The sequence below is a fragment of the Alteromonas sp. a30 genome, assembly GCF_026788005.1.
GTDB lineage: Bacteria > Pseudomonadota > Gammaproteobacteria > Enterobacterales > Alteromonadaceae > Paraneptunicella.
Window position 1 is genome coordinate 1 of sequence record NZ_JABEPE010000009.1, and the last position, 23,918, is coordinate 23,918.

Sequence of the window (23,918 nt, forward strand, 5' to 3'; positions counted from 1 at the left end):
CTTCGTGACGCTGGCATCAGAAGCCAAACAGCAAATTCCGCTACTTAGCGATTTAAAAAAGCATTTGAAATCGTCACTCAGCCGAAAGTTCATCGAAATTAAAAACGTTAACTCTGCGATTGCCCATAAACCCAATACTTACAGCACATCCAAAAGTGTTAAGTGCTGGGTGTTTGAGCGAGGTTGAGTTATTCATCAGCAAGGTTAAATCACCATAACTTAAGAGGTATTTATGGAGCCAATATGCAAATTTGGATGGGTTAAACCCGTTATTATCGAAAAATATAAAGGTATTACCGTTGCGGCATTAGAGAAAAAAAGACAACGGTCTCATCTAATAGAGGGAGTCCACTATAAATTATGGGGAGGCTCCTATTACTATAACTACGAAAAACTGAACGAGTTGATTGGACAATGACTGACCAATTAAAAGATTATTGTAGGAGCTTTGAAGGGGTTTCTATACACGGTAAAAGCATTAGGATTATGTTTTATTATCTTGGAACTAGATGTATCGAACCATTAAAAGGAGTTCCTGTAACTAAAAGTAATATCAAATATGCAAGCCAATTGAGAGCTACAATAATTCATGAAATTACAACTCAAAAGTTTGACTACGGTGAACGATTCCCACACTCTAAAAAAGCTAAACAGTTCAGCCATATAATTAAAGTACCCACCATTTCACAAGCCATTGAAAAGTGGCTTGTGAGTTACAAAATTCAAGTTCGAAGCAAGCAGTTCAACCTCGTTAAAAAAAGATGTGAACAATACATCTTACCCAAATGGGGTGATCGGAAAATTGATTCACTTGTCCAAAGTGAAATAAAACAATGGCGAGATACTGAACTGACAAAAACGCTTAGCAACAAAACTATTAACGACCTGCTTACTCCACTAAGAGCTATTTTTGACAGTGCTCATGCTGATCAGATCATCTCTCATAACCCATTCAACCATATAAAAAATCTGCCACGAATGAAGCCTGATTCACCAGACCCTTTCGATCGAGAGGAAATTGCAATGATTGAGTCAAGTGAAACACTTCAAGTGAATGAAAAACATGGGCTGCTATTTGCCATATACAGCGGATTAAGCGTTTCCGAATGGATGGCACTAGCTTGGGAGGATGTTGACTTAACTAAAAAGCAAATTAATGTAAGGCGCTCTGTTGTAAAAGGAGAATACGCTTTTACTAAGAACGACGGCAGGTGTCGAACAGTTGAACTTCTTGAACAAGCCTATGGAATATTGCTCGCTCAGAAAAAGTTAACAGAAAGTTTAGAATCGCAAACTGTTGAAGTTTTACAGGAGGATAACCGAACCATTAAGTGTACAGAGCTTAGGTTTGTATTTGTAAACACTGCAACTTTAAAGCCATTTTCAGGTAGCAACAATTTTAGTGACGACTTTGTAAAACCTTTCTTAAATAAATGCCAGATACGATACCGCTCAGCTAATCAAGCTCGTCATACTCACGCGAGCCAGTTACTTACAGCTGGCATACCCGAACGATGGATATGTAAACAAATGGGTTGGAGTTCAATATCTATGTTAGAAAAACATTATGGCAAATGGATGGATTCTGAAATGCCTCATATGTCCAAAACAGCCAGCAAAGTTTTTTCCAATGGATCCAATAGCGATCCAAAATAACCAGAAAGGCACTTAAGATACTGAAAAATAAGGGATTATTTGGTGCGGAAGGCGGGACTTGAACCCGCACGAGCTATGCTCACCACCCCCTCAAGATGGCGTGTCTACCAATTCCACCACTTCCGCAAGTGATTTGTAATAACCTGAGCTTGTTAGAAGGATAACTCAGATTTTAATATTGCTTATTGATCGTCAGCTTCTTTATTTTCAACGTTAGTTGAAACAGGGACGTCACTTTCGACTGACTCAGAAACTGGCATGTCACCTTTTTCTGGAGCAATCGCAGGAGCAGATACTTCCGTTGAGCCGAGACTTTCCCATTCGTCAACGTTCCTTTCAACACCCGTGGACATGTTGCCCAAAGCCAAATTAATAATGAAAAATAACGCTGCCAAGATAGACGTTGCGCGTGTTAGGAAGTTACCGGAACCAGTTGCACCAAACACTGTATTTGAGCCGCCACCACCAAATGACGCGCCCATATCAGCCCCTTTGCCTTGTTGAATTAGCACTAAGCCAATTAACATTAGGGCTACGATCAAATCTAATACCAAAAGAATTTCGTAAAGCATTAATTAATCTCTTTTAAATTGCAGCACGAGAAATGGCTACAAAATCCTGTAACGATAAACTTGCTCCGCCAATCAAACCACCGTCTATATCAGGCTGGTCGAATAATGACTTGGCATTATCAGGTTTAACACTGCCACCGTATAAGATGGACACGTTTTCAGCAACTTGCGCATCGTAACCAGCCACCAACGCCCTAACAAATGCATGTACTTCCTGAGCTTGTGCGGGCGTTGCCGTGCGTCCCGTTCCTATGGCCCAAATCGGCTCATAAGCAAGAACACATTGAGCCAAACTTTCAACGCTATTTTCAACGATAATCGCTTCAAGTTGCTGCTTCAAAAATTCAAAAAGATGACCATCATCTCTTACTTGCTCTGACTCACCGAAACAAATAATGGGAGTCAAACCAGCGCTTAATGCGACTTTTGTTTTCTTCGCAACCACTTCATTCGTTTCAGCATGAGTGTTACGCCTTTCCGAGTGCCCTACTATAACGTATCGACACCCAAATTCTGCCAGCATATCCCCAGAGACTTCACCTGTGTGAGCCCCTCCGGTAAACAGACTTACGTCCTGAGCACCTAAAGAAAACGCCTGTAACTGCGTTGCGTTAAAGCTCGCAAAGTAAGGTGATGGCGGACAGACAACCACTGTAACGCCTGCAATTGCTTCGTTAATCAAGCCCTGTTGCATTTCCTGAACCAAAGCAAGACTACCATTTTGCTTCCAGTTTCCAGCTACTATAATTTCACGCTGCTTGCTCATTACCTTACCTGAACATTTTTATCTGCTTCTGGAATTTTATAAATACAAAATTCCCTTCAAAAAAGCGGGCGTGATAGTAACGGACGGAATGAAAAGTTACAAGTATTTTGCAGCAAATAACGCAACTAAATACAAGTTTCATTCTCGCCTGATTATGAAACCGTCTTTTCGCCCACTTTTCAGGCATTTTTACCTTGTTTACGATGCTGATTTTACCGCTTCTGCGATATGTTCAGCCCATTTATTTGCGTCGGATTCTTCATGGGCTTCAACCATCACGCGAATAAGAGGCTCTGTTCCGCTCTTACGCAACAAAACCCGCCCATTGCCTTGCATTTCTGCTTCAGCTAGCTCAACCGCTTTTTTCACGTCATCGCTTTCTAATGGCGCTGTACCTTGCTTAAATCGCACATTAATCAGTCGCTGCGGAAACTTTTCCATTCCAAGACGCAATTCAGCGAGCTTCATATCGGAATGCAACATGGCGGTAATCACTTGTAAACCAGAAATGATGCCGTCGCCAGTTGAAGATTGAGACAAGTTCAAAATATGGCCAGAACTTTCCCCGCCAATATTCCAACCCTTTTCTTGTAAAAGTTCCATTACGTAGCGATCGCCTACTTTGCTGCGAGCAAAGGGAATGCTGAGGTTTTTAAGTGCCTTTTCCAACCCAATATTGCTCATTTGAGTCCCGACTACTCCGCCCTGCAACCTGCCAGATTTCAAGGCATCGCGAGCAATGATGTAAACAATCTCGTCACCATCCAAAATATGCCCTTCATGATCGACCATCATGATGCGATCTCCATCACCGTCTAGCGCAAACCCTAAATCGGCGTTTTCTGCTAGCACCGCTTTTTGGATAGCCGACATTGAAGTTGCCCCTACCCCATCATTAATATTAATGCCGTTTGGTTTAGTACCTATTTCAATGACGTCGGCACCCAATTCTCGCAGTACATTAGGAGCAATGTGATAGGTAGCGCCATGAGCACAGTCGACAACGATTTTCAATCCGGTAAGGGACAGCTCCGAGGGAAAATTCCCCTTACAGAATTCAATATAGCGACCTGCTGCGTCTTCAATACGAGAAGCCTTGCCTAGCTTGTCAGATTCGACACAAACCATCGGTTTGTCCATCTCCGCTTCAATAGCAAGCTCTATGTCGTCGTCCAGTTTAAAACCATCTGATGAAAAGAATTTAATACCATTATCATAATAAGGATTGTGGGAAGCACTAATGACGATGCCTGCTTCGGAGCGAAATGTTTTTGTTAAATATGCAATTGCTGGCGTTGGCATTGGTCCGAGTAAACCGATATCAATTCCCGCAGCGGATAAGCCAGCTTCTAATGCAGATTCCAACATATAGCCAGAGGTACGAGTGTCTTTACCAACTAAGACTTTATTGGTGCCTCTACCGGCAAGCACCTTTCCAGCCGCCCATCCTAATTTGATCACGAATTCAGGGTTGATGAGTTCCTCTCCCACTTTCCCACGAATACCATCTGTACCAAAAAACTTTCTGTTACCCATAAACTCTTATTTCCATCTCAAACTTTTCATTCAAATGAATCAATAACCAATTTTAACTTTTAGACTTTAGTCGAGAGAACATGCTCGCATTAGCGCTAATGCATCAACGGTTTCTTTCACATCGTGAACACGCAAAATACTCGCGCCTCGTTGCGTCGCTAACACGGCGCTAACTACACTTGGGACTAAACGCTGATCAATGTTTAAATCGAGCAATGCTCCAAACATGGATTTGCGAGAAACACCAGCCAAAACAGGCAGCCCAAAATCACTGAACTCAGAAAAATGGGCAAGTAAGTCGCAATTATGTTGCAATGACTTACCGAAACCAAAGCCTGGGTCGATTATGATTCGCTCTTGGGAAATCCCTACATCTGTGCATGCTTGAATCCGAGCGCCTAAAAATTGTTTAACTTCTTCAACCACATGCTCATAGGACGGCGCATTTTGCATTGAACTAGGCTGCCCCCGCATATGCATTAAACACACAGCCACATTGGAATCCGCGACGGTTTCCAACGCGCCTTCAGCCTGTAACGCAAAAATATCATTGACTAAATGCACGCCTGCGCTGATAGCTGCACGCATAACCTGCGCTTTTTTGGTATCAACGGATAACACCACATCGAAACGTGAGGCTAATGCTTCGATAATTGGCATGACTCTATCGAGTTCTTCTTGAAGCGGCACAGCAAGCGACCCTGGACGCGTAGATTCTCCACCGATGTCGAGGATAGTCGCGCCATCTTCAATCATTTTACTGGCTTGTTTGAGCGCTGTATCTAGTGTGTTAAACCGGCCTCCATCTGAAAAAGAATCAGGCGTCACATTTAATATTCCCATCACTTGGGGAGAATCTAATGAAAGTGTTTTATCTCTAAATCGCATGTTATCCATTATCAAAAACAAATAAAAAACGCCTCGCAAAGAGGCGTTTCAAAAAGATGACATCAATTCTAATTAATGTGGTAAATCACCCGGCTTGCCGATGTTGTTATCGCCGCCTTTTGATTCTTTCTTGCTTTCTGAGCTATCACCGTCAACATCAGCCGCAACAGTCGCTCCACCTGACGGTTTGTCGTCATCAGTTGGTTTGTCTGTCCAATCCGCTGGCGGACGAACATCGCGACGCGCCATTAAATCATCAATTTGCTTAGCATCAATGGTTTCATATTTCATTAATGCATCTTTCATTGAATGCAGAATGTCTTCGTTTTCTTTTAGGATAGTTTCAGCACGCTCGTAGTTACGATCAATCACTGACTTAATTTCAGCGTCAATAGCACGTGCAGTGTCATCAGACATATGCTTTGCTTTGGCAACACTGCGTCCCAAGAAAACCTCGCCTTCATCTTCTGCGTAAAGCATCGGTCCCATCTTAGTAGAGAGTCCCCACTGTGTAACCATCTTACGAGCGATTTCAGTTGCTCTTTCAATGTCGTTGGATGCGCCTGTTGTTACTTTTTCATCACCGTATATTTGCTGCTCGGCAATACGGCCACCAAACAAGCTTGAAATCATACTTTCAAGGTGCTGTTTGCTGTGACTTACCCTGTCTTGCTCAGGCAAATACATGGTCACACCCAACGCTCTACCTCTTGGAATGATTGACACTTTATAAACCGGATCATGCTCAGGCACTAATCGACCCACAATCGCATGACCAGCTTCATGATAAGCCGTCATGGTTTTTTCATCCTCGGACATCACCATTGAGCGCCTTTCGGCTCCCATCATGATTTTGTCTTTCGCTTTATCGAACTCTTCCATTGCCACTAAACGCTTGTTCGACCTGGCAGCAAATAGTGCAGCTTCGTTCACAAGGTTAGCTAAATCGGCACCAGAGAAACCTGGAGTACCACGAGCAATCACTCCAGCTTCCACATTATCCGCTACTGGCACTTTGCGCATGTGAACTTTAAGGATTTGCTCACGGCCACGAATATCTGGCAAACCTACCACTACTTGACGGTCAAAACGACCGGGACGCAGTAGAGCTGGATCTAATACATCTGGACGGTTTGTTGCAGCAATCACAATAATGCCTTCGTGCCCTTCAAAACCATCCATTTCAACAAGCATTTGGTTGAGTGTTTGCTCACGCTCATCATGACCACCGCCTAAACCTGCACCACGTTGGCGACCAACAGCATCGATTTCGTCAATGAAGATGATACAAGGCGCCGACTTCTTCGCTTGCTCGAACATATCGCGAACACGAGATGCACCCACACCCACGAACATTTCAACAAAGTCTGAACCAGAAATTGTGAAGAAGGGTACTTTTGCTTCACCAGCAATGGCTTTCGCTAATAGTGTTTTACCTGTGCCCGGAGGACCAACCATCAAAACACCTGTGGGAATTTTGCCACCAAGCTTCTGAAATTTAGTTGGGTCGCGTAAGAAGTCTACCAACTCGGTTACTTCTTCCTTGGCTTCATCACAGCCAGCAACATCTGAAAAAGTTGTTTTTATTTGGTCTTCACCTAATAAGCGCGCTTTGCTCTTACCAAAAGACATGGCTCCACGACCACCGCCGCCCTGCATCTGACGCATGAAGAAAATCCATACACCAATAAGCAACAACATAGGAAACCAAGAAATAAAAATGTTTGTAATAATTGAAGGTTCTTCTGGTGGTTCGCCATACACTTTTACATCGTGTTTGATCAAATCATTCAGAAGATACTCATCATAAGCAGTGGGAAGGAAAGTTACGAACGCCTCGCCGGTACGTTTAGTACCTTTGATTTCTCTCCCTTCTATGCGAACTTCACGGACAATACCTTGACGTACATCTTGTATAAAACTGGTATAGTCTGTTTGTTGTTTCGATGCTTCATTGGGCGCAAAACTCTGGAACACCGACATCAATACGACGGCAATGACTAGCCAGAGTATTAAGTTTTTTGCCATGTCACTCAATTTAAAAAACCTCGATTTATTAAAATAATTAGTTTTAAGTCAGAACTAATAAACGCTGGGAACCAAGCCTACTACAGTTTCCATCCAGTCGCCACCAAATACACTTCTCTTGAACGCGCTCTGGATGAGTCTGGCTTACGTGTTTTTACTGCCTTAAACCGTTGTCGCATGGCTTTGAAATACGCTTCAAAACCTGCCCCTTGGAATACTTTTACCACAAAGCTGCCATCTGGTTTTAAAACTTGATCACACATATCTAATGCAAGTTCTACCAAATACATCGCTCTCGCCTGATCAACTGTGTCGTTACCGCTCATGTTGGGTGCCATATCAGACATAACAACATCTACGTTCCGACCTCCGATTCTGTTCAATAGGGCATTTAAAACCGCCTCTTCTCTAAAGTCACCTTGAAGAAAATCAACACCCGCAATGGAATCCATTTCAAGTATGTCACAAGCAATAACTTGACCATTTTTTCCAACGATGTCAGCAGCATACTGAGACCATCCACCGGGCGCGGCGCCAAGGTCGACAACACACATACCGGGTTTGATAAGATTATCTTTTTCCTGAATTTCTTCTATTTTAAATACGGCTCGAGAGCGCAATCCCATTTTATGGGCTTTTTGCACATACTTGTCGTCGAAATGCTCTTTGAGCCAACGATTACTACTTCCTGAACGATTTTTCTTGGTCATGATACCGCAATTGACAATGGGAATAGCACTAAAATGAAGGTAGAATACTGGTTTTCAAGTAATTCAGACATGATTTCTTTGTAAATGAAATTAACTAATAAACAAAAACAACACCTAAAAGGTTTGGCTCACTCTCTCAAACCTGTGGTAATTGTAGGTGGAAATGGCGTAACTGAAAATGTTTTAGCCGAAATAGATTCCGCACTTGCACACCACGAACTAATCAAAGTGAAAGTAGCAAGCGAAGATAGAGAAGAGAAAAAGTCGCTAATGGATAACATCGTTGAAACTAGCGGAGCAGTTAAACTTCAAGTCATTGGGCATATGCTCATTATCTATCGACAAAGTGAAGATAAGAAAATCGAATTACCCAAGGGCTAACCATCTACAGGTAAATTCAAGTAATAATTATATGATTGTTACATTAAAAAAGGTGTCCGTTTTCACGTGACACCTTTTTGTTTCTGTTTTTCGAAAGGTGATATTCAATACCCACATCCAACGTTTAAGTTAGATGTATTCAACCTCAATAATTTCAAACTCTACCGCGCCCGCAGGTGTTTGGATAGTGACTTCATCATCTAAACTCTTACCGATTACGCCTCGTGCGATAGGTGAATTCACCGAAATGCGATTGTTTTTGATATCCGCTTCGTCATCACCAACGATTTTGTAGGTGGTTTCCTCATCGGTTTCCGTGTTTAACAAGGTGACGGTTACACCAAAAACAACCTTACCTGTATTTTGCATTTTGGTAACATCGATAATTTGAGCATTGCTCAATTTTCCTTCAATGTCTTGAATACGCCCTTCACAAAATCCCTGCTGTTCTCTCGCTGCATGATATTCGGCGTTTTCTTTCAAATCACCATGTTCACGAGCTTCAGCAATCGCTTTTATGATTGCGGGTCGTTTCACCGTTTTTAATTCATTTAATTCAGCACGGAGCTTTTCAGCACCTTCTGCCGTCATAGGAATTTTGTTCATGAATCCAATCTCTTATGTAGTTCCTGCACAGAAGTAACCGATTTACGATCATCTGCGGCATGAGCATTAACCGAGGCAAACGCTCCGTTCAATGTGGTTGAGTAAGGAACCTTACATTGCAATGCTTCACGGCGAATATACACGGAGTCATTAATCGCTTGGCGACCTTCCGTAGTATTAATGATGTAACAATATTCACCATTTTTTATGGCATCGACAATATTGGGACGCCCTTCAGAAACCTTATTGACCGTGGCACAAGCCACGTTTGATTCATTCAGGACTCTGGCTGTTCCACGGGTTGCTTCAAGCTTAAAGCCTTTTTGCAGCATTGCCCGACCTAACTCAACAGCGCGTGTTTTGTCATTTTTACGGAGTGAAAGTAATACCTTACCCCGACTAGGAATAGGTTCCCCTGCCCCTAAACAAGCTTTAGCGTAGGCTTCTACGAAGCTTTCACCGACTCCCATCACTTCCCCTGTAGAACGCATTTCAGGGCCCACAAGCGGATCAACGCCATGGAATTTAGCAAAAGGAATAACCACTTCTTTCACCGAGTAATAAGGTGGAATAATCTCTTTTTCAACCTTTTGTGACAACAAACTTTGCCCAACCATCGCTCTGGCGGCAATTTTTGCTAAAGGTCGTCCCGTTGCTTTTGACACAAAAGGCGCCGTACGAGCAGCGCGAGGATTAACCTCGATGAGATACACTTCGTTATCTTTTACAGCAAACTGTGTATTCATTAAGCCAATAACACCTAGCTCTAGTGCCATTGCTTTAACCTGCTCTCGCATAGTGTCTAACGTGTGCTCTGGCAAGCTGTAGGTCGGCAAAGAACACGCAGAATCTCCCGAGTGAACGCCTGCTTGCTCAATGTGCTCCATGATGCCACCAATGACCACATTTTCGCCATCACAAATGGCATCAACATCGACTTCTGTCGCATCGTCTAAGAAACGATCTAACAAAACAGGAGCTTCATTGGACACACTTACCGCATCAGTCAAATAGCGTTTCAAATCCTTAATGTCGTAAACAATTTCCATTGCGCGTCCTCCTAGAACATAAGAAGGACGAACAACTAATGGAAACCCTATCTGCTCGGCTTTTTCTAACGCTTCTTCCCAGCTACTAACGGTTGCATTCGCTGGTTGCTTCAACCCAAGCTTATTAACCATTTGTTGGAAGCGTTCACGATCTTCTGCCCTGTCTATGGCGTCTGGAGAAGTGCCAATAATGGGTACGCCAGCTTCTTCCAAAGCTCTCGCAAGTTTGAGCGGCGTTTGACCACCGTATTGCACAATAACGCCTTTTGGATTTTCAACACGGACGATTTCCAGTACATCTTCCAACGTAACTGGCTCAAAATACAAACGGTCGGAAGTATCATAATCGGTTGATACCGTTTCAGGGTTACAGTTCACCATAATGGTTTCGTAACCATCTTCACGTAGCGCTAACGCAGCGTGAACACAGCAATAGTCAAATTCAATACCTTGACCAATTCGGTTGGGGCCTCCACCGAGCACAATGATTTTATCTCTATCTGAAGGTTGCGCTTCACACTCTTCATCGTAAGAAGAATACATGTAAGCAGTACTGGTAGAAAACTCAGCCGCACAGGTATCAACGCGCTTGTATACGGGCATAATGCCGTTATCCCAGCGCATACTGCGAATATCGTTCTCAGAGATTTTTGTGAGCTCGGCTAAGCGAGCATCGGCGAAACCTTTACGTTTAAGACAACGCAAGAAGTCAGCGGTCAGACCGGGCGCACCGGCTTCCAATAAGCGACTTTCTTGCTCAACAAGGTCTTGAACTTGTACCAAGAACCAAGGGTCAACCATACAAAGCTCAAATACTTCATCCAGTGTCATCCCCATGCGGAATGCATCAGCGATATAGAATATACGATCTGATCCCGGTTCTTTTAATTCGCGGATAATGGTTGAGCGGTTTTCTTCATCAGAATAGTCCACATGTGAATCTAAACCGTTAACGCCAGTTTCTAACCCTCGCAACGCCTTTTGCAAGGATTCTTGGAAGTTACGACCAATTGCCATGACTTCACCAACCGATTTCATTTGCGTGGTGAGGCGATCGTTACTCCCTGCAAATTTTTCAAAGTTAAAGCGTGGAATTTTAGTCACAACATAATCAATAGATGGCTCAAATGATGCTGGTGTTAAGCCACCAGTAATATCATTTGCGAGCTCATCGAGGGTGTAACCAACAGCAAGTTTGGCCGCAACTTTAGCAATAGGGAAGCCTGTTGCTTTTGAAGCCAATGCCGATGAACGCGATACACGCGGGTTCATTTCGATAACTACCATGCGCCCATCTTTTGGGTTTACACCGAATTGCACGTTAGAGCCGCCGGTTTCTACCCCTATTTCACGCAACACTGCTAATGAAGCATTACGCATTAGCTGGTATTCTTTATCGGTTAACGTTTGTGCTGGCGCAACCGTGATGGAGTCACCAGTATGCACACCCATTGGGTCGAAGTTTTCGATGGCGCACACGATAATACAATTATCGTTTTTGTCGCGTACCACTTCCATTTCATATTCTTTCCAACCAATTAACGACTCATCAATGAGCAACTCGCTAGTCGGTGATAAATCCAAACCTCGACGACAAATTTCTTCGAATTCTTCAACGTTGTAGGCAATGCCTCCACCTGTTCCACCCATAGTAAACGATGGACGGATGATGCAAGGGAAGCCAATACGACTCACGACATCGTGAGCTTGCTCCATGCTGTGAGCAATTTCCGCATGCGGGCATGCCAAGCCAATGTTCTTCATAGCTCGGTCGAAACGCTCTCTATCTTCTGCCTTGTCAATAGCATCGGCCGTTGCACCAATCATTTCCACATTGAATTGCTTCAACACGCCATGTTTGTTGAGGTCAAGCGCACAGTTCAACGCGGTTTGGCCTCCCATGGTAGGCAAAATGGCATCAGGACGTTCTTTCTCAATAATTTTACTAACCACTTCCCAATGAATCGGTTCAATGTAAGTGGCGTCAGCCATTTCTGGATCTGTCATGATAGTTGCAGGATTCGAGTTAACCAGAATGACTCTGTAGCCTTCCTCTCGAAGTGCTTTACAAGCCTGCGCGCCCGAATAGTCGAACTCACATGCTTGTCCGATTACGATAGGGCCTGCGCCCAGAATTAAGATGCTTTTAATATCTGTACGTTTTGGCATTGTCACTTCCAACCTTAAGCGCGAGCTTGCATTAATTCGATAAACTGATCAAAAAGAGGGGCTACATCATGTGGACCGGGGCTAGCTTCTGGATGCCCTTGGAAACCAAAAGCCGGCTTATCGGTGCGTTTAACACCCTGTAACGAACCATCAAACAGTGAAATGTGTGTTACTTGTAAATTGTCTGGCAAGGCATTTTCATCCAGCGCGAACCCGTGGTTTTGACTGGTGATCATGACATTACCACGTTGTAAATCTTTAACGGGATGGTTGGCACCATGATGCCCAAATTTCATCTTCTGTGTTTTTGCACCGCTTGCCAAACCTAACAGTTGATGACCCAAGCAAATACCAAATATTGGGTAGTCGGCTTCAAGCAACTCAGAAATAGCGGCAATAGCGTAATCACATGGCTCAGGATCACCGGGGCCATTTGACAAGAAAACGCCATCGGGATTTAACGCTTTCACTTCACTGGCTGGTGTTGTGGCTGGAACAACAGTAACACGGCACCCCCTATCCACTAGCATGCGTAAAATGTTGCGTTTAACGCCAAAATCGTAGGCAACGACGTGAAAAGCGGGGTTTTCTGTCAGCGGTTGATGCCCTTCGCCTAACTTCCACACTCCAGCGTCCCAATTAACCACGGATGTTGTTGTTACCTCTTTGGCAAGGTCCATACCTTTTAATCCGGGAAAGGCTTTTGCTTTAGCTAACGCTGCATCAATGTCGAGGTTGTCGCCTGCAATAATACAACCATTTTGCGCGCCTTTATCTCGCAGAACACGCGTTAAACGACGAGTATCAATATCAGCAATGCCGATAATGTTACGTTCTTTCAAATAATCTGAGAGGCTTTGTTGATTGCGGAAATTGCTAGCCAACAAAGGCAGGTCTCTAATGACTAAACCTTTGGCCCAAATTTTTGAAGATTCCTCATCTTCATCATTGGTGCCTGTATTTCCGATATGTGGATAGGTTAAGGTAACGATCTGCTCGGCATAGGATGGATCTGTTAAGATTTCCTGATACCCTGTCATTGAGGTATTAAAAACCACCTCTCCAACAGATTCTCCGAGCGCTCCAATCGCTAAACCTTTAAACACCGTTCCGTCTGCAAGCACAAGTATCGCGGGATATGTCAACTGAGCCTCCTAAAAAGTCTACTTCTGGCTAATAAACTCACACCCATAAAAAACGGGATGCCAACCGAAGCTGACAACCCGTTTATATGAATGTAAAAAAATCTTCTTGCAATTTAGGCTCTACCCAAATTTCCGGCAAATTCCGCGCATTCTATATGAAGCTCGCAACACACGCTAGTGGAAAATGACATTTTTTATGGTTTTAGCGACTTCATCTCAAAATACCCTCGAAAGCGCCAAAAATCTAATTTATTTCAACCCTAATGCGTCTAGCATGTCGTACTTTCCTTTATTTTTTCCTGCTAACCATTTCGCTGCCCGAACGGCGCCAAAGGCAAAAGTAAGGCGGCTCGATGCTTTGTGTGTCAATTCAATACGCTCACCAATATCGGCAAACCAAACGGTATGCTCACCAACCACATCACCGGCTCGTATAGTAGCGAAGCCAATGGTTTCTTGAGAACGTTCCCCAGTATCGCCTTCTCTGCCGTAAACTGCACATTCATCAAGATCGCGATTTAATTCGTCAGCAATAACTTCGCCTAAGGCCATTGCGGTCCCCGAAGGTGCGTCCTTTTTGAAACGATGATGTGCTTCCCAAATTTCAATATCCGCAGAGTGGCCCATCACACGGGCAGTTTGACGAGCCAAATTAAATAGAAGATTCACACCTACACTCATATTAGCAGAAAATAAAACGGGTATATGTTGAGCTGCTGCATCTATCGCTTTCTTTTGTACTTGATTCAAGCCAGTAGTGCCAATTACCACGGCTTTTTTATTTTCAACACACCACGCCAAATTACTTTCAAGGGTTTCAGGTAGGGTAAAATCGATCATGACGTCAATGGCATTTGGATCAACGCTTTCTTTGGACGAGGTAATCACCGCATTTTTGCCAATCCCAGCAAGTTCACCAACATCAATACCTTTAACAGAGGAGTTGGGTCTAACAATTGCAGCCGTAAGCTGTGTATCTTCATCTTGGGAAATAGCTTCAACTAACACTCTCCCCATGCGCCCATTGGCACCAAATATTCCCAACTTGACAGTCATGTTTAACCTTCTTTGCTGACGACTCAAATAAGGCCACACAATACAAAAAAAGCCCCGTCATTCCTAGTCAATAACGGGGCTTCATTGAGATTTGAGTATTAATTTTAACTCGTTAAATCGTCAAAGAACTTTTTCACGTTGTCGAAAAAGCCTTTTTCTTTTGGACGATACTTAGCGGAGTCTTTTCCCATTGATGATTCAAATTCTTCAAGCAATTCTTTTTGCTTAGCTGTTAAATTAACAGGCGTTTCAACAGCGACTTTACACATCAAGTCACCCACTGCACCACTGCGTACAGACTTCACGCCTTTCCCACGCAAACGGAACATTTTTCCAGTTTGGGTTTCTGTGGGGATTTTTAACTTCACTTGACCATCTAAGGTCGGCACTTCAATTTCGCCACCTAAAGCAGCCTTAGTGAAGCTCAACGGCACTTCGCAATACAAGTTGTTGCCATCTCGAACAAAAATATCGTGCTCGCGAACATGAACTTGCACGTACAAATCGCCTGACGGCGCACCATTCTCACCCGCTTCACCTTCACCTGATAAGCGAATACGGTCGCCGGTATCAACGCCAGCAGGAACTTTAACTGAAAGCGTTTTGGTTTTCTCAACGCGTCCTTGACCATGACAACTGCGGCAAGGATCACTAATAATGGTGCCTTTACCTGAACAAGTTGGACAAGTTTGCTGTACCGCGAAGAAACCTTGACGCATCTGCACTTGACCATTTCCGTGACATGTTGGACAAGTTTTAGGAGATGACCCTTTTTTCGCGCCAGAACCATCGCAAGTTTCGCAGCCGACTAACGTTGGGACTTTAATCTCAACATCCTTTCCGCGAACGGCTTCTTCCAATGTCAGCTCGAGGTTGTAACGTAAATCGGCTCCTTGACGGGCTCGTTGTCTGCCACCACCGCGACCGCCACCGAAAATATCACCGAATACATCACCGAAAATATCTCCGAAGTCTGCCGCTCCTGCGCCCGCTGCGCCACGGTTAGGATCAACACCAGCGTGACCATAACGGTCATAAGCAGCCCGCTTATTTTCATTCATGAGGATTTCGTGGGCTTCTTGGATTTCCTTAAACTTCTCTTCCTTTTCTTTGTCGCCAGCAGTTCTATCTGGGTGATACTTCATAGCCAAACGTTTGTAAGCTTTTTTAATATCCCGCTCACTCGCATCTTTAGCTACACCTAACACTTCATAATAATCACGTTTCGACATAGAGATGATATCTTCCGGTTAATGCGTGCCTCTATGGCAACTTTAAAATTCTCTTACAACGACTGTTAAGCATCACGCTTACAAATAAATGCGGGCGCAAGAACTTAATCAGACGCCCGCTTAATCGTACTCATATGAGACGGTGTATTTCACCGCCTCTATTGCTTACGCTCGACGATTACTTTTTGTCGTCTTTCACTTCTTCAAACTCAGCATCGACAACATCGTCATCTTTGCTTGATTGGCTATTACCAGAACTTGCACCAGCATCTGCACCACCTGCTGCTTGCTCAGCAGACGCTTTTGCTTGTGCCATCTCCATTAACTTGGAAGATGCCTGCATCAACTCTTGAGTTTTTGCATCAATCTCTTCTTTATCGCCAGATTTAATAGCCGTTTCCAGCGCAGAGATTGCCGTTTCAATTGCTTCTTTATCTTCTGCCGGAAGCGCATCACCAGCCTCTTCTAACTGCTTACGCGTACCATGAACAACTGCATCGGCTTGGTTACGAGCTTGTACTAACTCTTCAAACTTTTGGTCTTCTGCAGCGTTGGCTTCCGCATCACGCACCATTGCTTCGACTTCGTCTTCACTCAAACCAGAAGATGCTTGGATCGTAATCTTCTGTTCTTTGCCAGTATCTTTGTCTTTAGCAGAAACGTGCAGGATACCGTCGGCATCAATGTCGAATGTTACTTCGATTTGTGGCTCTCCACGACGTCCCGGACGAATCCCTTCTAGGTTAAACTGACCAAGAGATTTGTTACCCGCGGCCTGCTTACGCTCACCTTGTAATACGTGAACCGTCACCGCTGATTGATTATCTTCTGCGGTAGAGAATGTTTGCGACTTCTTCGTTGGAATAGTCGTATTCTTTTCAATCAGCGCTGTCATGACTCCACCCATGGTTTCGATACCAAGAGAAAGAGGCGAGACATCTAATAGTAGTACGTCTTTTACATCACCAGACAATACACCACCTTGGATAGAAGCGCCTAATGCGACAGCTTCATCAGGGTTGACGTCTTTTCTAGGCTCTTTGCCAAAGAATTCAGAAACGTATTTCTGAACAAGTGGCATACGTGTTTGACCACCAACCAAGATAATATCGTTTACTTCACTTACCGATAAACCTGCGTCAGATAACGCTTGTTTTACAGGCTCAAGCGACTCTTTAACCATGTCTTCCACTAACGACTCTAACTTAGAGCGTGTGACTTTAATGGTTAAATGTTTAGGACCCGAAGCATCTGCGGTAATGTACGGCAAGTTAACTTCCGTTTGTTGCGCAGAAGAAAGCTCAATTTTTGCTTTTTCACCAGCTTCTTTCAAACGCTGCATTGCTAACGGATCTTTACGAAGATCAACACCTTGGTCTTTCTTGAATTCATCAACCAAGTAGTTAATAACACGGTTATCGAAATCTTCACCACCTAAGTGCGTATCACCATTAGTCGCTAATACTTCAAATGTGTGCTCACCTTCTACTTCATCAATTTCGATGATAGAAATATCAAAAGTACCGCCACCTAAGTCGTATACCGCTACTACGTTGTCGCCTTTTTTCTTATCCATACCATAAGCAAGAGCAGCAGCAGTCGGCTCATTGATAATACGCTTAACTTCTAAACCAGCGATACGGCCTGCATCTTTGGTTGCTTGACGCTGAGAATCATTAAAGTAAGCAGGTACAGTAATTACAGCTTCTGTTACTGGTTCGCCCAAGTAATCTTCTGCTGTTTTCTTCATTTTTTTCAATACTTCGGCAGACACTTGTGGCGGAGCCATTTTGTTGCCTTTGGCTTCAACCCATGCGTCACCATTATCCGCTTTCGCGATAGTAAACGGCATGATGTCGATGTCACGCTGGACTTCTTTGTCTTCAAAACGACGCCCAATCAAACGTTTGATTGCATACAACGTGTTTTTAGGATTAGTCACCGCCTGACGTTTCGCCGGCTGACCAACTAAGGTTTCGCCGTCGTCTGTGTAAGCAATAATAGAAGGGGTCGTACGATCACCTTCTGCATTCTCAATTACCTTAGGAGCATCGCCATCTAAAACGGCTACACAAGAGTTAGTGGTTCCTAAGTCAATACCAATGATTCTACCCATCAGATTTCTCCAACTACAAATTCTTTAAAACTGTACTTTTAGTGGGGGTTTATTTTGCTTTTTCAACTTTTAACAACAAAAAAACCAAACCCGGTTCAATTAAACTTCTACATCAACATTATTTTCTGGTGACTTTGACACCATCACCATTGCTGGTCTTAACAAACGTCCGTTAATAAGGTACCCCTTCTGCATTACCGCCATAACCGTATTCGGCGCATGCTCTGCTGATTCTTGCATGGACATGGCTTGATGTTGTTCTGGGTTAAACGGTTGCCCTTGCGGATCAATAGGTGTAATTCCAAATTTTTCAACTGTACTGATAAAAGATTTATACGTAATTTCGATACCTTCTATCACTGCTTTTAATGCATCGTCCGAAGCGTTAGTTGATTGCAATGCTCGTTCAAGGTTATCTACGACGTTAATCAACTCGCCAGCAAAACCTTCCAACGCAAACTTACGTGCTTTTTCAACTTCACCGGAAGCGCGTCTGCGTGCATTTTCAGCTTCGGCTTTCGCACGAAGTACGCCATCTTTCTGCTCATTAATCGTGGCTTCGGCTTTCGCTAATGCCGCTTCAAGTTCTTGAATTCTTGCTTCATCAACCGTTAAACCATCAACATTTCCTTGATTCGATTGATCCGCATCGTTTACTTGTTCTTGACCTGAATTGACGTCCTGAACATTTTCTTCATTCTGAGGCTCATTACTCATCGAAATACTTCCTAATCTGTATGCAAAAAATGGGATTGCGGCTATAGATGGGGATACTTTGTTACGATTCAAGCAATAATTTGCATAGATTTTTTGTTTATTTGCTTTACGGCAACAATTTACGCTAGTTTAATGCTAGTTTTTACGATTCCCTTACACCTATGCATCACGAATTTAAAACTATCGGCCTAATTGGCAAGCCGAATCACCCCGGTGCAAATGAGAGCCTTCAAATTCTATACAACTATCTGATCAAGCATGGCTACAACGTGGTTCTAGAAGAACGCGTTGCTGATGACTTAAATAGCCCAGAAGCAGAAGTGTTAGATTTAGTTTCTATCGGAAAACGCTCACAGCTAGCAATTGTCGTGGGAGGTGATGGCAATATGCTTGGCGCCGCGCGAGTGTTGTCGCGCTTTAACGTTTGTGTGGTCGGCGTTAACCGTGGCAATTTGGGCTTTTTAACCGATATTAGTCCAGACGAAATCGAAAAAGAAATGGATGAGATTTTGTCTGGTAATTTCGAACTAGAACAACGTTTCTTATTAGAAGTTGAAGTGCATCGACATGACAAAATTCGCAGTAGTAACGCTGCGGTGAATGAAGCAGTGCTGCATCACACCAAAGTCGCACACATGATGGAATTTGAACTACATGTAGATGATGAATATGTGTTCACACAACGCTCAGATGGCTTAATCATTGCCACGCCAACAGGCTCAACGGCTTATTCACTATCTGGGGGAGGACCCATTCTCACTCCAAACTTGGATGCTCTTAGCATTGTTCCCATGTTTCCGCATACGCTGAGTAGCCGTCCTATCGTAGTGGATGCAAACAGTAGAATAAAACTGAAAGTATCACCAGAAAATGCCGAAAACCAAACGGTGAGTTGTGATGGACATGTAATGTTGTCAGTGTTACCCGGTGATGAAATCCATATTCATAAAAACCCCAATAAATTATCACTCGTTCACCCAAAAAGTTATAATTATTTCAATGTGTTAAGAAAGAAATTAAGCTGGGGTAGTAAACTTTACTAGAACAAATACTAGACATTTTTAAATTTATGGATATATTTACAGTACCTGTTTATTTATACATGACTTGTTATGTTAACGCATCTATCCATCAAAAATTTCGCCATTGTTCGACTTTTAGATATTGAGTTTTCGTCGCATTCCACTGCCATCACCGGTGAAACGGGAGCTGGCAAATCAATTTCAATTGATGCATTAGGTTTATGTTTAGGTGAACGCGCTGAATCCAATATGGTTCGTAAAGGCGCAGATAAAGCAGAAGTTACAGCTACCTTTTCCGTAAAAGAAAATCAAAGCGCCCAAGCGTGGCTGCAAGCACAAGATTTAGAAGACGAAGATCATCTGTGCATTATTCGCCGTGTTGTTTCCAAAGAGGGCCGTTCTCGCGCATGGATAAATGGCATTCCTGCGACACTACAACAGTTAAAAGCATTCGGGGCGTTGATCGTTAATATCCACGGTCAACATGCACATCAAGAATTACTCAAGCCAGAATCCCAACGGGCTATGCTTGATGAAAGCGGGCACCATGACGCCATTCTGGCGAACGTGAAAAAGCAGAGTCATGAATACAACAAACTGCTTAAGCACTTACAATCACTTCTAAATGAAGAACAACAACGAATCGATCGCAAACAATTACTGCAATACCAGCTTCAAGAATTAGATGAATTCGAATTAGGCATTGATGAGTTTCCACACTTAGAAGCCGAATTTAAAAAGCTAAGTCATAGCCAAGCCTTGCTAGAAGACTCTCAAATTTGCTTGTTCAATCTATACGAATCAGAGCAAGGTACAGCACTATCGATTGTTGACGATGCTTTGGATAAACTTTCGGAGTTAGTAGAACACGATCCCACCCTTTCTGCAGTTACAACGTTGTTGAGCGAAGCACAAATCAATATACAAGAAGCGGCCGAAGAACTACGACATTATGTGGAAAGATTAGAAATTGATCCGCTACGCATGCAACAAACAGAAAATAGATACGGCAAAGCAATGGAATTAGCTCGTAAACATACAGTTATGCCTGAAATGCTTGCGGCCCACCATCAAGCTCTAAAAGAAGAACATGCTGCTTTGGAACAACAAGATAATGATTTAGCTTCCATGAATGAAAACTTGGATATACTCAAATCCAGCTATTTTGAAAGTGCAGCTAAACTGCACTCAGCCCGAGTTAAAGTTGCAAATAAACTAAGTAAACAAGTTACTGAACAACTGCACAAAATGAATATGCCGCACGCCACTTTTAGTATTGAAGTGGTAAGTAACGGCGAAGAAAAAATCAATTCTCATGGCACTGATGAAGTACGTTTCCTGCTGGCAGCAAACAAAGGTATTGAAGCCGATAGCATTGAAAAAGTAGCATCAGGCGGTGAACTTTCCCGTATCGGTTTAGCACTTCAAGTGCTGACGAATAAACAATCTGCAACCTTAATGTTCGACGAAGTAGATGTTGGCATTAGTGGTGCAACCGCTTCTGTTGTCGGTCAACTGCTCAGAGACTTAGGCGAAAGAAACCAAGTAATTTGTGTCACTCATCTACCTCAAGTAGCAGCAAAAGCCCATCAACAAATGCTAGTCACAAAATTTTCGGATAAAGACATTACCGAAACTCACATGCAGCCACTATCGCAAGAACAACGTATCGAAGAGCTTGCCCGATTACTTGCAGGAGACAAGATTACAGATTCGGCATTAGAAAACGCAAAAGGATTATTGCAAATTCAGCAAGAAAATTTAATTTGAACAATTGCTGAGACTTAGCGTCTAAGGTACGATGCCGCCTGCAATGGAGAAATTTAGAATCATGATCAAAATTCGTACACTATTTTCTAGCTTAGCGATCGTGCTGGCAGCTTCCTCGTTATCAGCATGTTCGTCTTGGGTTTTCCGTATTGACGTTCCTCAAGGAAACTTCCTTGATAAGAAAGACGTAGAAAAGCTACGAATTGGTATGACCAAAGAGCAAGTATCCTACGTTTTAGGCAACCCTGTAGTAAGGGATACCTTTGGCAGTGATACCTTCTACTACATTTATGAAATGAAACGTGGTTCAATTAGCAGGGGCGAAGATTTTCGTAAAGAGCTTATCGCGCGGTTTGAAAATGATAAGCTTATAGAAGTAACAGGGGACTTTGAACTATCAGAAGACTTTAATACACCTCTTCTATAGTGCAACATTAGGAAGAAAGTGTTAACACTCTTTTCTTCCTAATGACTTATCCACAATCAACTTATTCCGATGCACTTTTTCGGGGGCGTCCACCAGTTACTTTACTTGCACGCCCTTCTTCCTTCGCTTTCTCTGCTCGCGCACGTCGCGCTTCTTTCGGATCAGCAATAAGAGGACGATATATTTCCACTCTATCGCCGTCTTTCAACACATCTTGAAGTTTGCAAGTACGATTCCAGATACCAACTTTATTAATCATTAAATCGATGTCGTCGAACTCGTTTAAAATACCTGAGGCATGAATGGCATCTTGTACTTTGCAATCTTTTGCAACTTTCACTTCAAGCAAAGCTTGCTTCTCTGGCAAAGCATAAGCAACTTCTATAGTCATTAGCTGGCTCTCATTACTAGCCATTGCACACATCCTTGGCTCTCTCAGTAAAAGCCTTAACCATATTATTCGCTATTGCGCTAAATACTTTTCCAAAAGCCATTTCAATAAGCTTGCTAGAAAACTCGAAGTCTAGCCTTAGCTCAATTTTGCAGGCATCTTCTGCTAAAGCCGTGAATGTCCAACCGCCTGATAAGGCTTTGAATGGACCGTCAACCAAGGACATTTTTATAAATTTACCGCGAAGCAACTCGTTGCTAGTTGTAAACCATTGATTAACGCCAGCCTTCTTAATAAGCAAAGAAGCCTTCATTAGTTCATCAGAAGATTCCAACACTTTGGAGTCGACACATCCGGGTAAGAACGCAGGATAACTCGCTACATCATTCACAAGATCGAACATATTTTCAGCGCTAAACGGTACAAGAGCACTACGGTTTACTGTCGGCATTTAAACTCCTCTAAGCCCATTATCATCGGCGGCACGCATAATACCATAGATTCTTATAGCGAAAGTACAATCTAATTAAAGACAAATCTGTTCTAGTCGTTATAATACGCGACCATGAGCAAAAAGAAGCAAAACAAAACATCAAGCAATACCATTGCCCTTAATAAGAAGGCAAAGCACGACTTTTTCTTAGAGGATAAGTTTGAGGCGGGGATGGAGTTGCAAGGCTGGGAAATCAAAAGTATCCGTCAAGGGAAAGTAAACCTATCGGATAGCCATGTCTTTATTAAAGAAGGCGAGGCTTTTGTTACTAACTGCAAAATTCAGCCATTAGAGTCCGCATCCTCACACGTTATTTGCGATCCAAATCGCACGAAAAAGCTGCTTCTGCATAAAAGGGAACTCGACAAGCTAATTGGCAGTGTTGAGCGCCAAAGTTACACAATTACAGCAACGGCAATGTATTGGAAGAAGTGCTGGGTAAAACTAGAAATTTACCTCGCTAAAGGTAAACAGTCTCATGATAAACGTGACACAATAAAAGACAGAGATTGGGAGCGCCAAAAATCGCGTGTAATGAAAAACGCACGATAGACGTTGAAAAATTCGGCAAACAGCTCCATCTCTTAAATAATCGCTTTTGGCAACTCTGCTTTGTGTTAGAATGCGACACTTACCTAATCAGTAATACAAAATTTGTAAGTATTAATACTTGGGGCAGATTAGGATTCGACGGAATATACGAAACCCAAGGTGCATGTCGAGGGGCGGTTGGCCTCGTAAAAAGCCGCAAAAAAATAGTCGCAAACGACGAAAACTACGCACTAGCCGCTTAATAACCGGTATAGGCCCTCCCACTTCAGCCGTTGTCTGTTCGTGAAGGTTCGGGAGGTCATACTAATAGACTAGCGAGGGAAACTTGTCTGAGGTTGAACCGCGAAATAGTATCAGACCCGCTATGAGAAATCCTGTTTGTCGGAGTTCGATTAGTTAAATAATAGGCAAACTAAACATGTAGGACCGAGGATGTAGGTATTACGGACGGGGGTTCAAATCCCCCCTGCTCCACCACATACCGCTGAACCCAGCGTAATTGCTGGGTTTCGCATTTTTAAAGGGCTGCAAAAGGGGAAGTCTAGTACTTAGGTCTAGTACTTTGCTTTAAAACGAGACCCCTTTAATGCTAATATTTGCACAACGTTTAGGTATAAAAAATACAAAAGAAGTAGT

The 23,918-nt window shown here is 43.1% G+C and carries 22 protein-coding genes, 1 tRNA gene and 1 other RNA gene; 8 read left to right on the top strand and 16 right to left on the bottom strand.

Features of this window, described 5'->3' with window-relative positions:
- Both HJG39_RS10190 and HJG39_RS10195 read left to right on the top strand, forming a co-directional pair.
- Nucleotides 1–187 (top strand): hypothetical protein (locus HJG39_RS10190; RefSeq protein ID WP_268408976.1); only part of this gene is annotated, 187 nt, incomplete at its 5' end.
- A gap of 227 nt (nt 188–414) precedes the next feature.
- Nucleotides 415–1,656, top strand: a complete 1,242-nt coding sequence (locus HJG39_RS10195) for an Arm DNA-binding domain-containing protein (protein WP_268408977.1) — start codon at nt 415–417, stop codon at nt 1,654–1,656.
- Nucleotides 1,657–1,696: 40 nt separating this feature from the next.
- Here the strand turns inward: HJG39_RS10195 and HJG39_RS10200 are convergent.
- The 7 genes from HJG39_RS10200 to rlmE form a co-directional block, all read right to left on the bottom strand.
- Nucleotides 1,697–1,782: transfer RNA gene (locus tag HJG39_RS10200), tRNA-Leu, on the bottom strand.
- Nucleotides 1,783–1,838: 56 nt separating this feature from the next.
- Nucleotides 1,839–2,228, bottom strand: coding sequence for a preprotein translocase subunit SecG (gene secG, locus HJG39_RS10205; protein ID WP_268408978.1), 390 nt, complete (start codon nt 2,226–2,228; stop codon nt 1,839–1,841).
- Nucleotides 2,229–2,241: 13 nt separating this feature from the next.
- Nucleotides 2,242–2,994, bottom strand: coding sequence for a triose-phosphate isomerase (gene tpiA, locus HJG39_RS10210; protein ID WP_268408979.1), 753 nt, complete (start codon nt 2,992–2,994; stop codon nt 2,242–2,244).
- Between the two features lie 198 nt (nt 2,995–3,192).
- Nucleotides 3,193–4,530: a phosphoglucosamine mutase gene (glmM, locus tag HJG39_RS10215; RefSeq protein WP_268408980.1), complete on the bottom strand. Its 1,338-nt coding sequence runs from the start codon at nt 4,528–4,530 to the stop codon at nt 3,193–3,195.
- 66 nt (nt 4,531–4,596) lie between these two features.
- Complete coding sequence (gene folP, locus HJG39_RS10220; RefSeq protein WP_268408981.1) at nt 4,597–5,418, bottom strand: dihydropteroate synthase; 822 nt, start codon at nt 5,416–5,418, stop codon at nt 4,597–4,599.
- Between the two features lie 72 nt (nt 5,419–5,490).
- Nucleotides 5,491–7,455 (bottom strand): ATP-dependent zinc metalloprotease FtsH, encoded by a 1,965-nt coding sequence (ftsH, locus tag HJG39_RS10225; RefSeq protein WP_268408982.1) that lies wholly within the window; start codon nt 7,453–7,455, stop codon nt 5,491–5,493.
- 71 nt (nt 7,456–7,526) lie between these two features.
- Nucleotides 7,527–8,156, bottom strand: a complete 630-nt coding sequence (gene rlmE / locus HJG39_RS10230) for a 23S rRNA (uridine(2552)-2'-O)-methyltransferase RlmE (protein ID WP_268408983.1) — start codon at nt 8,154–8,156, stop codon at nt 7,527–7,529.
- A gap of 84 nt (nt 8,157–8,240) precedes the next feature.
- Between rlmE and yhbY the strand changes: the two genes are divergently transcribed.
- Nucleotides 8,241–8,537, top strand: a complete 297-nt coding sequence (yhbY, locus tag HJG39_RS10235) for a ribosome assembly RNA-binding protein YhbY (protein ID WP_268408984.1) — start codon at nt 8,241–8,243, stop codon at nt 8,535–8,537.
- 129 nt (nt 8,538–8,666) lie between these two features.
- Here yhbY and greA read toward each other — a convergent pair whose 3' ends face one another.
- From greA to grpE, 7 genes are all read right to left on the bottom strand, one after another.
- Nucleotides 8,667–9,143, bottom strand: a complete 477-nt coding sequence (gene greA, locus HJG39_RS10240) for a transcription elongation factor GreA (RefSeq protein WP_268408985.1) — start codon at nt 9,141–9,143, stop codon at nt 8,667–8,669.
- Entirely contained in the window at nt 9,140–12,361 is a 3,222-nt protein-coding gene (gene carB, locus HJG39_RS10245) for a carbamoyl-phosphate synthase large subunit (protein WP_268408986.1), read from the bottom strand. Before carB ends, greA begins: the two co-directional genes overlap by 4 nt.
- Nucleotides 12,362–12,375: 14 nt before the next feature.
- Nucleotides 12,376–13,506, bottom strand: a complete 1,131-nt coding sequence (carA, locus tag HJG39_RS10250; RefSeq protein WP_268408987.1) for a glutamine-hydrolyzing carbamoyl-phosphate synthase small subunit — start codon at nt 13,504–13,506, stop codon at nt 12,376–12,378.
- 249 nt (nt 13,507–13,755) lie between these two features.
- A complete protein-coding gene (gene dapB, locus HJG39_RS10255) occupies nt 13,756–14,562 on the bottom strand; it encodes a 4-hydroxy-tetrahydrodipicolinate reductase (protein ID WP_268408988.1) in 807 nt (268 codons plus the stop codon).
- Nucleotides 14,563–14,666: 104 nt separating this feature from the next.
- Nucleotides 14,667–15,794 carry a molecular chaperone DnaJ gene (gene dnaJ / locus HJG39_RS10260; RefSeq protein ID WP_268408989.1) on the bottom strand — a complete coding sequence of 376 codons (1,128 nt, stop codon included), beginning with the start codon at nt 15,792–15,794 and terminating at the stop codon, nt 14,667–14,669.
- Nucleotides 15,795–15,972: 178 nt separating this feature from the next.
- On the bottom strand, nt 15,973–17,910 hold the full coding sequence (dnaK, locus tag HJG39_RS10265) for a molecular chaperone DnaK (protein ID WP_268408990.1): 1,938 nt from the start codon (nt 17,908–17,910) through the stop codon (nt 15,973–15,975).
- A 99-nt stretch (nt 17,911–18,009) separates the two neighbouring features.
- A complete protein-coding gene (gene grpE / locus HJG39_RS10270; RefSeq protein WP_268408991.1) occupies nt 18,010–18,627 on the bottom strand; it encodes a nucleotide exchange factor GrpE in 618 nt (205 codons plus the stop codon).
- Between the two features lie 161 nt (nt 18,628–18,788).
- On the opposite strand from grpE, the gene nadK reads away from it, so the two are divergent.
- From nadK to HJG39_RS10285, 3 genes are all read left to right on the top strand, one after another.
- Nucleotides 18,789–19,670, top strand: coding sequence for an NAD(+) kinase (gene nadK / locus HJG39_RS10275; RefSeq protein WP_268408992.1), 882 nt, complete (start codon nt 18,789–18,791; stop codon nt 19,668–19,670).
- Nucleotides 19,671–19,739: 69 nt separating this feature from the next.
- Nucleotides 19,740–21,419 carry a DNA repair protein RecN gene (gene recN / locus HJG39_RS10280; RefSeq protein WP_268408993.1) on the top strand — a complete coding sequence of 560 codons (1,680 nt, stop codon included), beginning with the start codon at nt 19,740–19,742 and terminating at the stop codon, nt 21,417–21,419.
- A gap of 61 nt (nt 21,420–21,480) precedes the next feature.
- The gene (locus HJG39_RS10285; protein WP_268408994.1) at nt 21,481–21,846 is read left to right on the top strand and encodes an outer membrane protein assembly factor BamE; all 366 of its coding nucleotides are present in this window, start codon (nt 21,481–21,483) and stop codon (nt 21,844–21,846) included.
- A 61-nt stretch (nt 21,847–21,907) separates the two neighbouring features.
- Here the strand turns inward: HJG39_RS10285 and HJG39_RS10290 are convergent, their stop codons facing one another.
- Nucleotides 21,908–22,261: an RnfH family protein gene (locus HJG39_RS10290; protein ID WP_268408995.1), complete on the bottom strand. Its 354-nt coding sequence runs from the start codon at nt 22,259–22,261 to the stop codon at nt 21,908–21,910.
- The gene (locus tag HJG39_RS10295; RefSeq protein ID WP_268408996.1) at nt 22,254–22,688 is read right to left on the bottom strand and encodes a type II toxin-antitoxin system RatA family toxin; all 435 of its coding nucleotides are present in this window, start codon (nt 22,686–22,688) and stop codon (nt 22,254–22,256) included. Before HJG39_RS10295 ends, HJG39_RS10290 begins: the two co-directional genes overlap by 8 nt.
- 114 nt (nt 22,689–22,802) lie before the next feature.
- On the opposite strand from HJG39_RS10295, the gene smpB reads away from it, so the two are divergent.
- Both smpB and ssrA read left to right on the top strand, forming a co-directional pair.
- Nucleotides 22,803–23,282, top strand: a complete 480-nt coding sequence (gene smpB, locus HJG39_RS10300; RefSeq protein WP_268408997.1) for an SsrA-binding protein SmpB — start codon at nt 22,803–22,805, stop codon at nt 23,280–23,282.
- Between the two features lie 120 nt (nt 23,283–23,402).
- Nucleotides 23,403–23,759: a transfer-messenger RNA gene (gene ssrA / locus HJG39_RS10305) on the top strand.
- The last annotated feature ends 159 nt before the right edge of the window (nt 23,760–23,918 follow it).

Bases quoted from the DNA above. Each gene is read 5' to 3' on its own strand.
- dnaJ (WP_268408989.1), bottom strand. From the start codon at position 15,794: ATGTCGAAACGTGATTATTATGAAGTGTTAGGTGTAGCTAAAGATGCG.
- smpB (WP_268408997.1), top strand. From the start codon at position 22,803: ATGAGCAAAAAGAAGCAAAACAAAACATCAAGCAATACCATTGCCCTT.
- HJG39_RS10285 (WP_268408994.1), top strand. From the start codon at position 21,481: ATGATCAAAATTCGTACACTATTTTCTAGCTTAGCGATCGTGCTGGCA.
- yhbY (WP_268408984.1), top strand. From the start codon at position 8,241: ATGAAATTAACTAATAAACAAAAACAACACCTAAAAGGTTTGGCTCAC.
- dapB (WP_268408988.1), bottom strand. From the start codon at position 14,562: ATGACTGTCAAGTTGGGAATATTTGGTGCCAATGGGCGCATGGGGAGA.
- nadK (WP_268408992.1), top strand. From the start codon at position 18,789: ATGCATCACGAATTTAAAACTATCGGCCTAATTGGCAAGCCGAATCAC.
- greA (WP_268408985.1), bottom strand. From the start codon at position 9,143: ATGAACAAAATTCCTATGACGGCAGAAGGTGCTGAAAAGCTCCGTGCT.
- HJG39_RS10295 (WP_268408996.1), bottom strand. From the start codon at position 22,688: ATGCCGACAGTAAACCGTAGTGCTCTTGTACCGTTTAGCGCTGAAAAT.
- recN (WP_268408993.1), top strand. From the start codon at position 19,740: ATGTTAACGCATCTATCCATCAAAAATTTCGCCATTGTTCGACTTTTA.
- HJG39_RS10195 (WP_268408977.1), top strand. From the start codon at position 415: ATGACTGACCAATTAAAAGATTATTGTAGGAGCTTTGAAGGGGTTTCT.
- glmM (WP_268408980.1), bottom strand. From the start codon at position 4,530: ATGGGTAACAGAAAGTTTTTTGGTACAGATGGTATTCGTGGGAAAGTG.
- rlmE (WP_268408983.1), bottom strand. From the start codon at position 8,156: ATGACCAAGAAAAATCGTTCAGGAAGTAGTAATCGTTGGCTCAAAGAG.
- folP (WP_268408981.1), bottom strand. From the start codon at position 5,418: ATGCGATTTAGAGATAAAACACTTTCATTAGATTCTCCCCAAGTGATG.
- grpE (WP_268408991.1), bottom strand. From the start codon at position 18,627: ATGAGTAATGAGCCTCAGAATGAAGAAAATGTTCAGGACGTCAATTCA.
- HJG39_RS10290 (WP_268408995.1), bottom strand. From the start codon at position 22,261: ATGGCTAGTAATGAGAGCCAGCTAATGACTATAGAAGTTGCTTATGCT.
- carB (WP_268408986.1), bottom strand. From the start codon at position 12,361: ATGCCAAAACGTACAGATATTAAAAGCATCTTAATTCTGGGCGCAGGC.
- dnaK (WP_268408990.1), bottom strand. From the start codon at position 17,910: ATGGGTAGAATCATTGGTATTGACTTAGGAACCACTAACTCTTGTGTA.
- tpiA (WP_268408979.1), bottom strand. From the start codon at position 2,994: ATGAGCAAGCAGCGTGAAATTATAGTAGCTGGAAACTGGAAGCAAAAT.
- secG (WP_268408978.1), bottom strand. From the start codon at position 2,228: ATGCTTTACGAAATTCTTTTGGTATTAGATTTGATCGTAGCCCTAATG.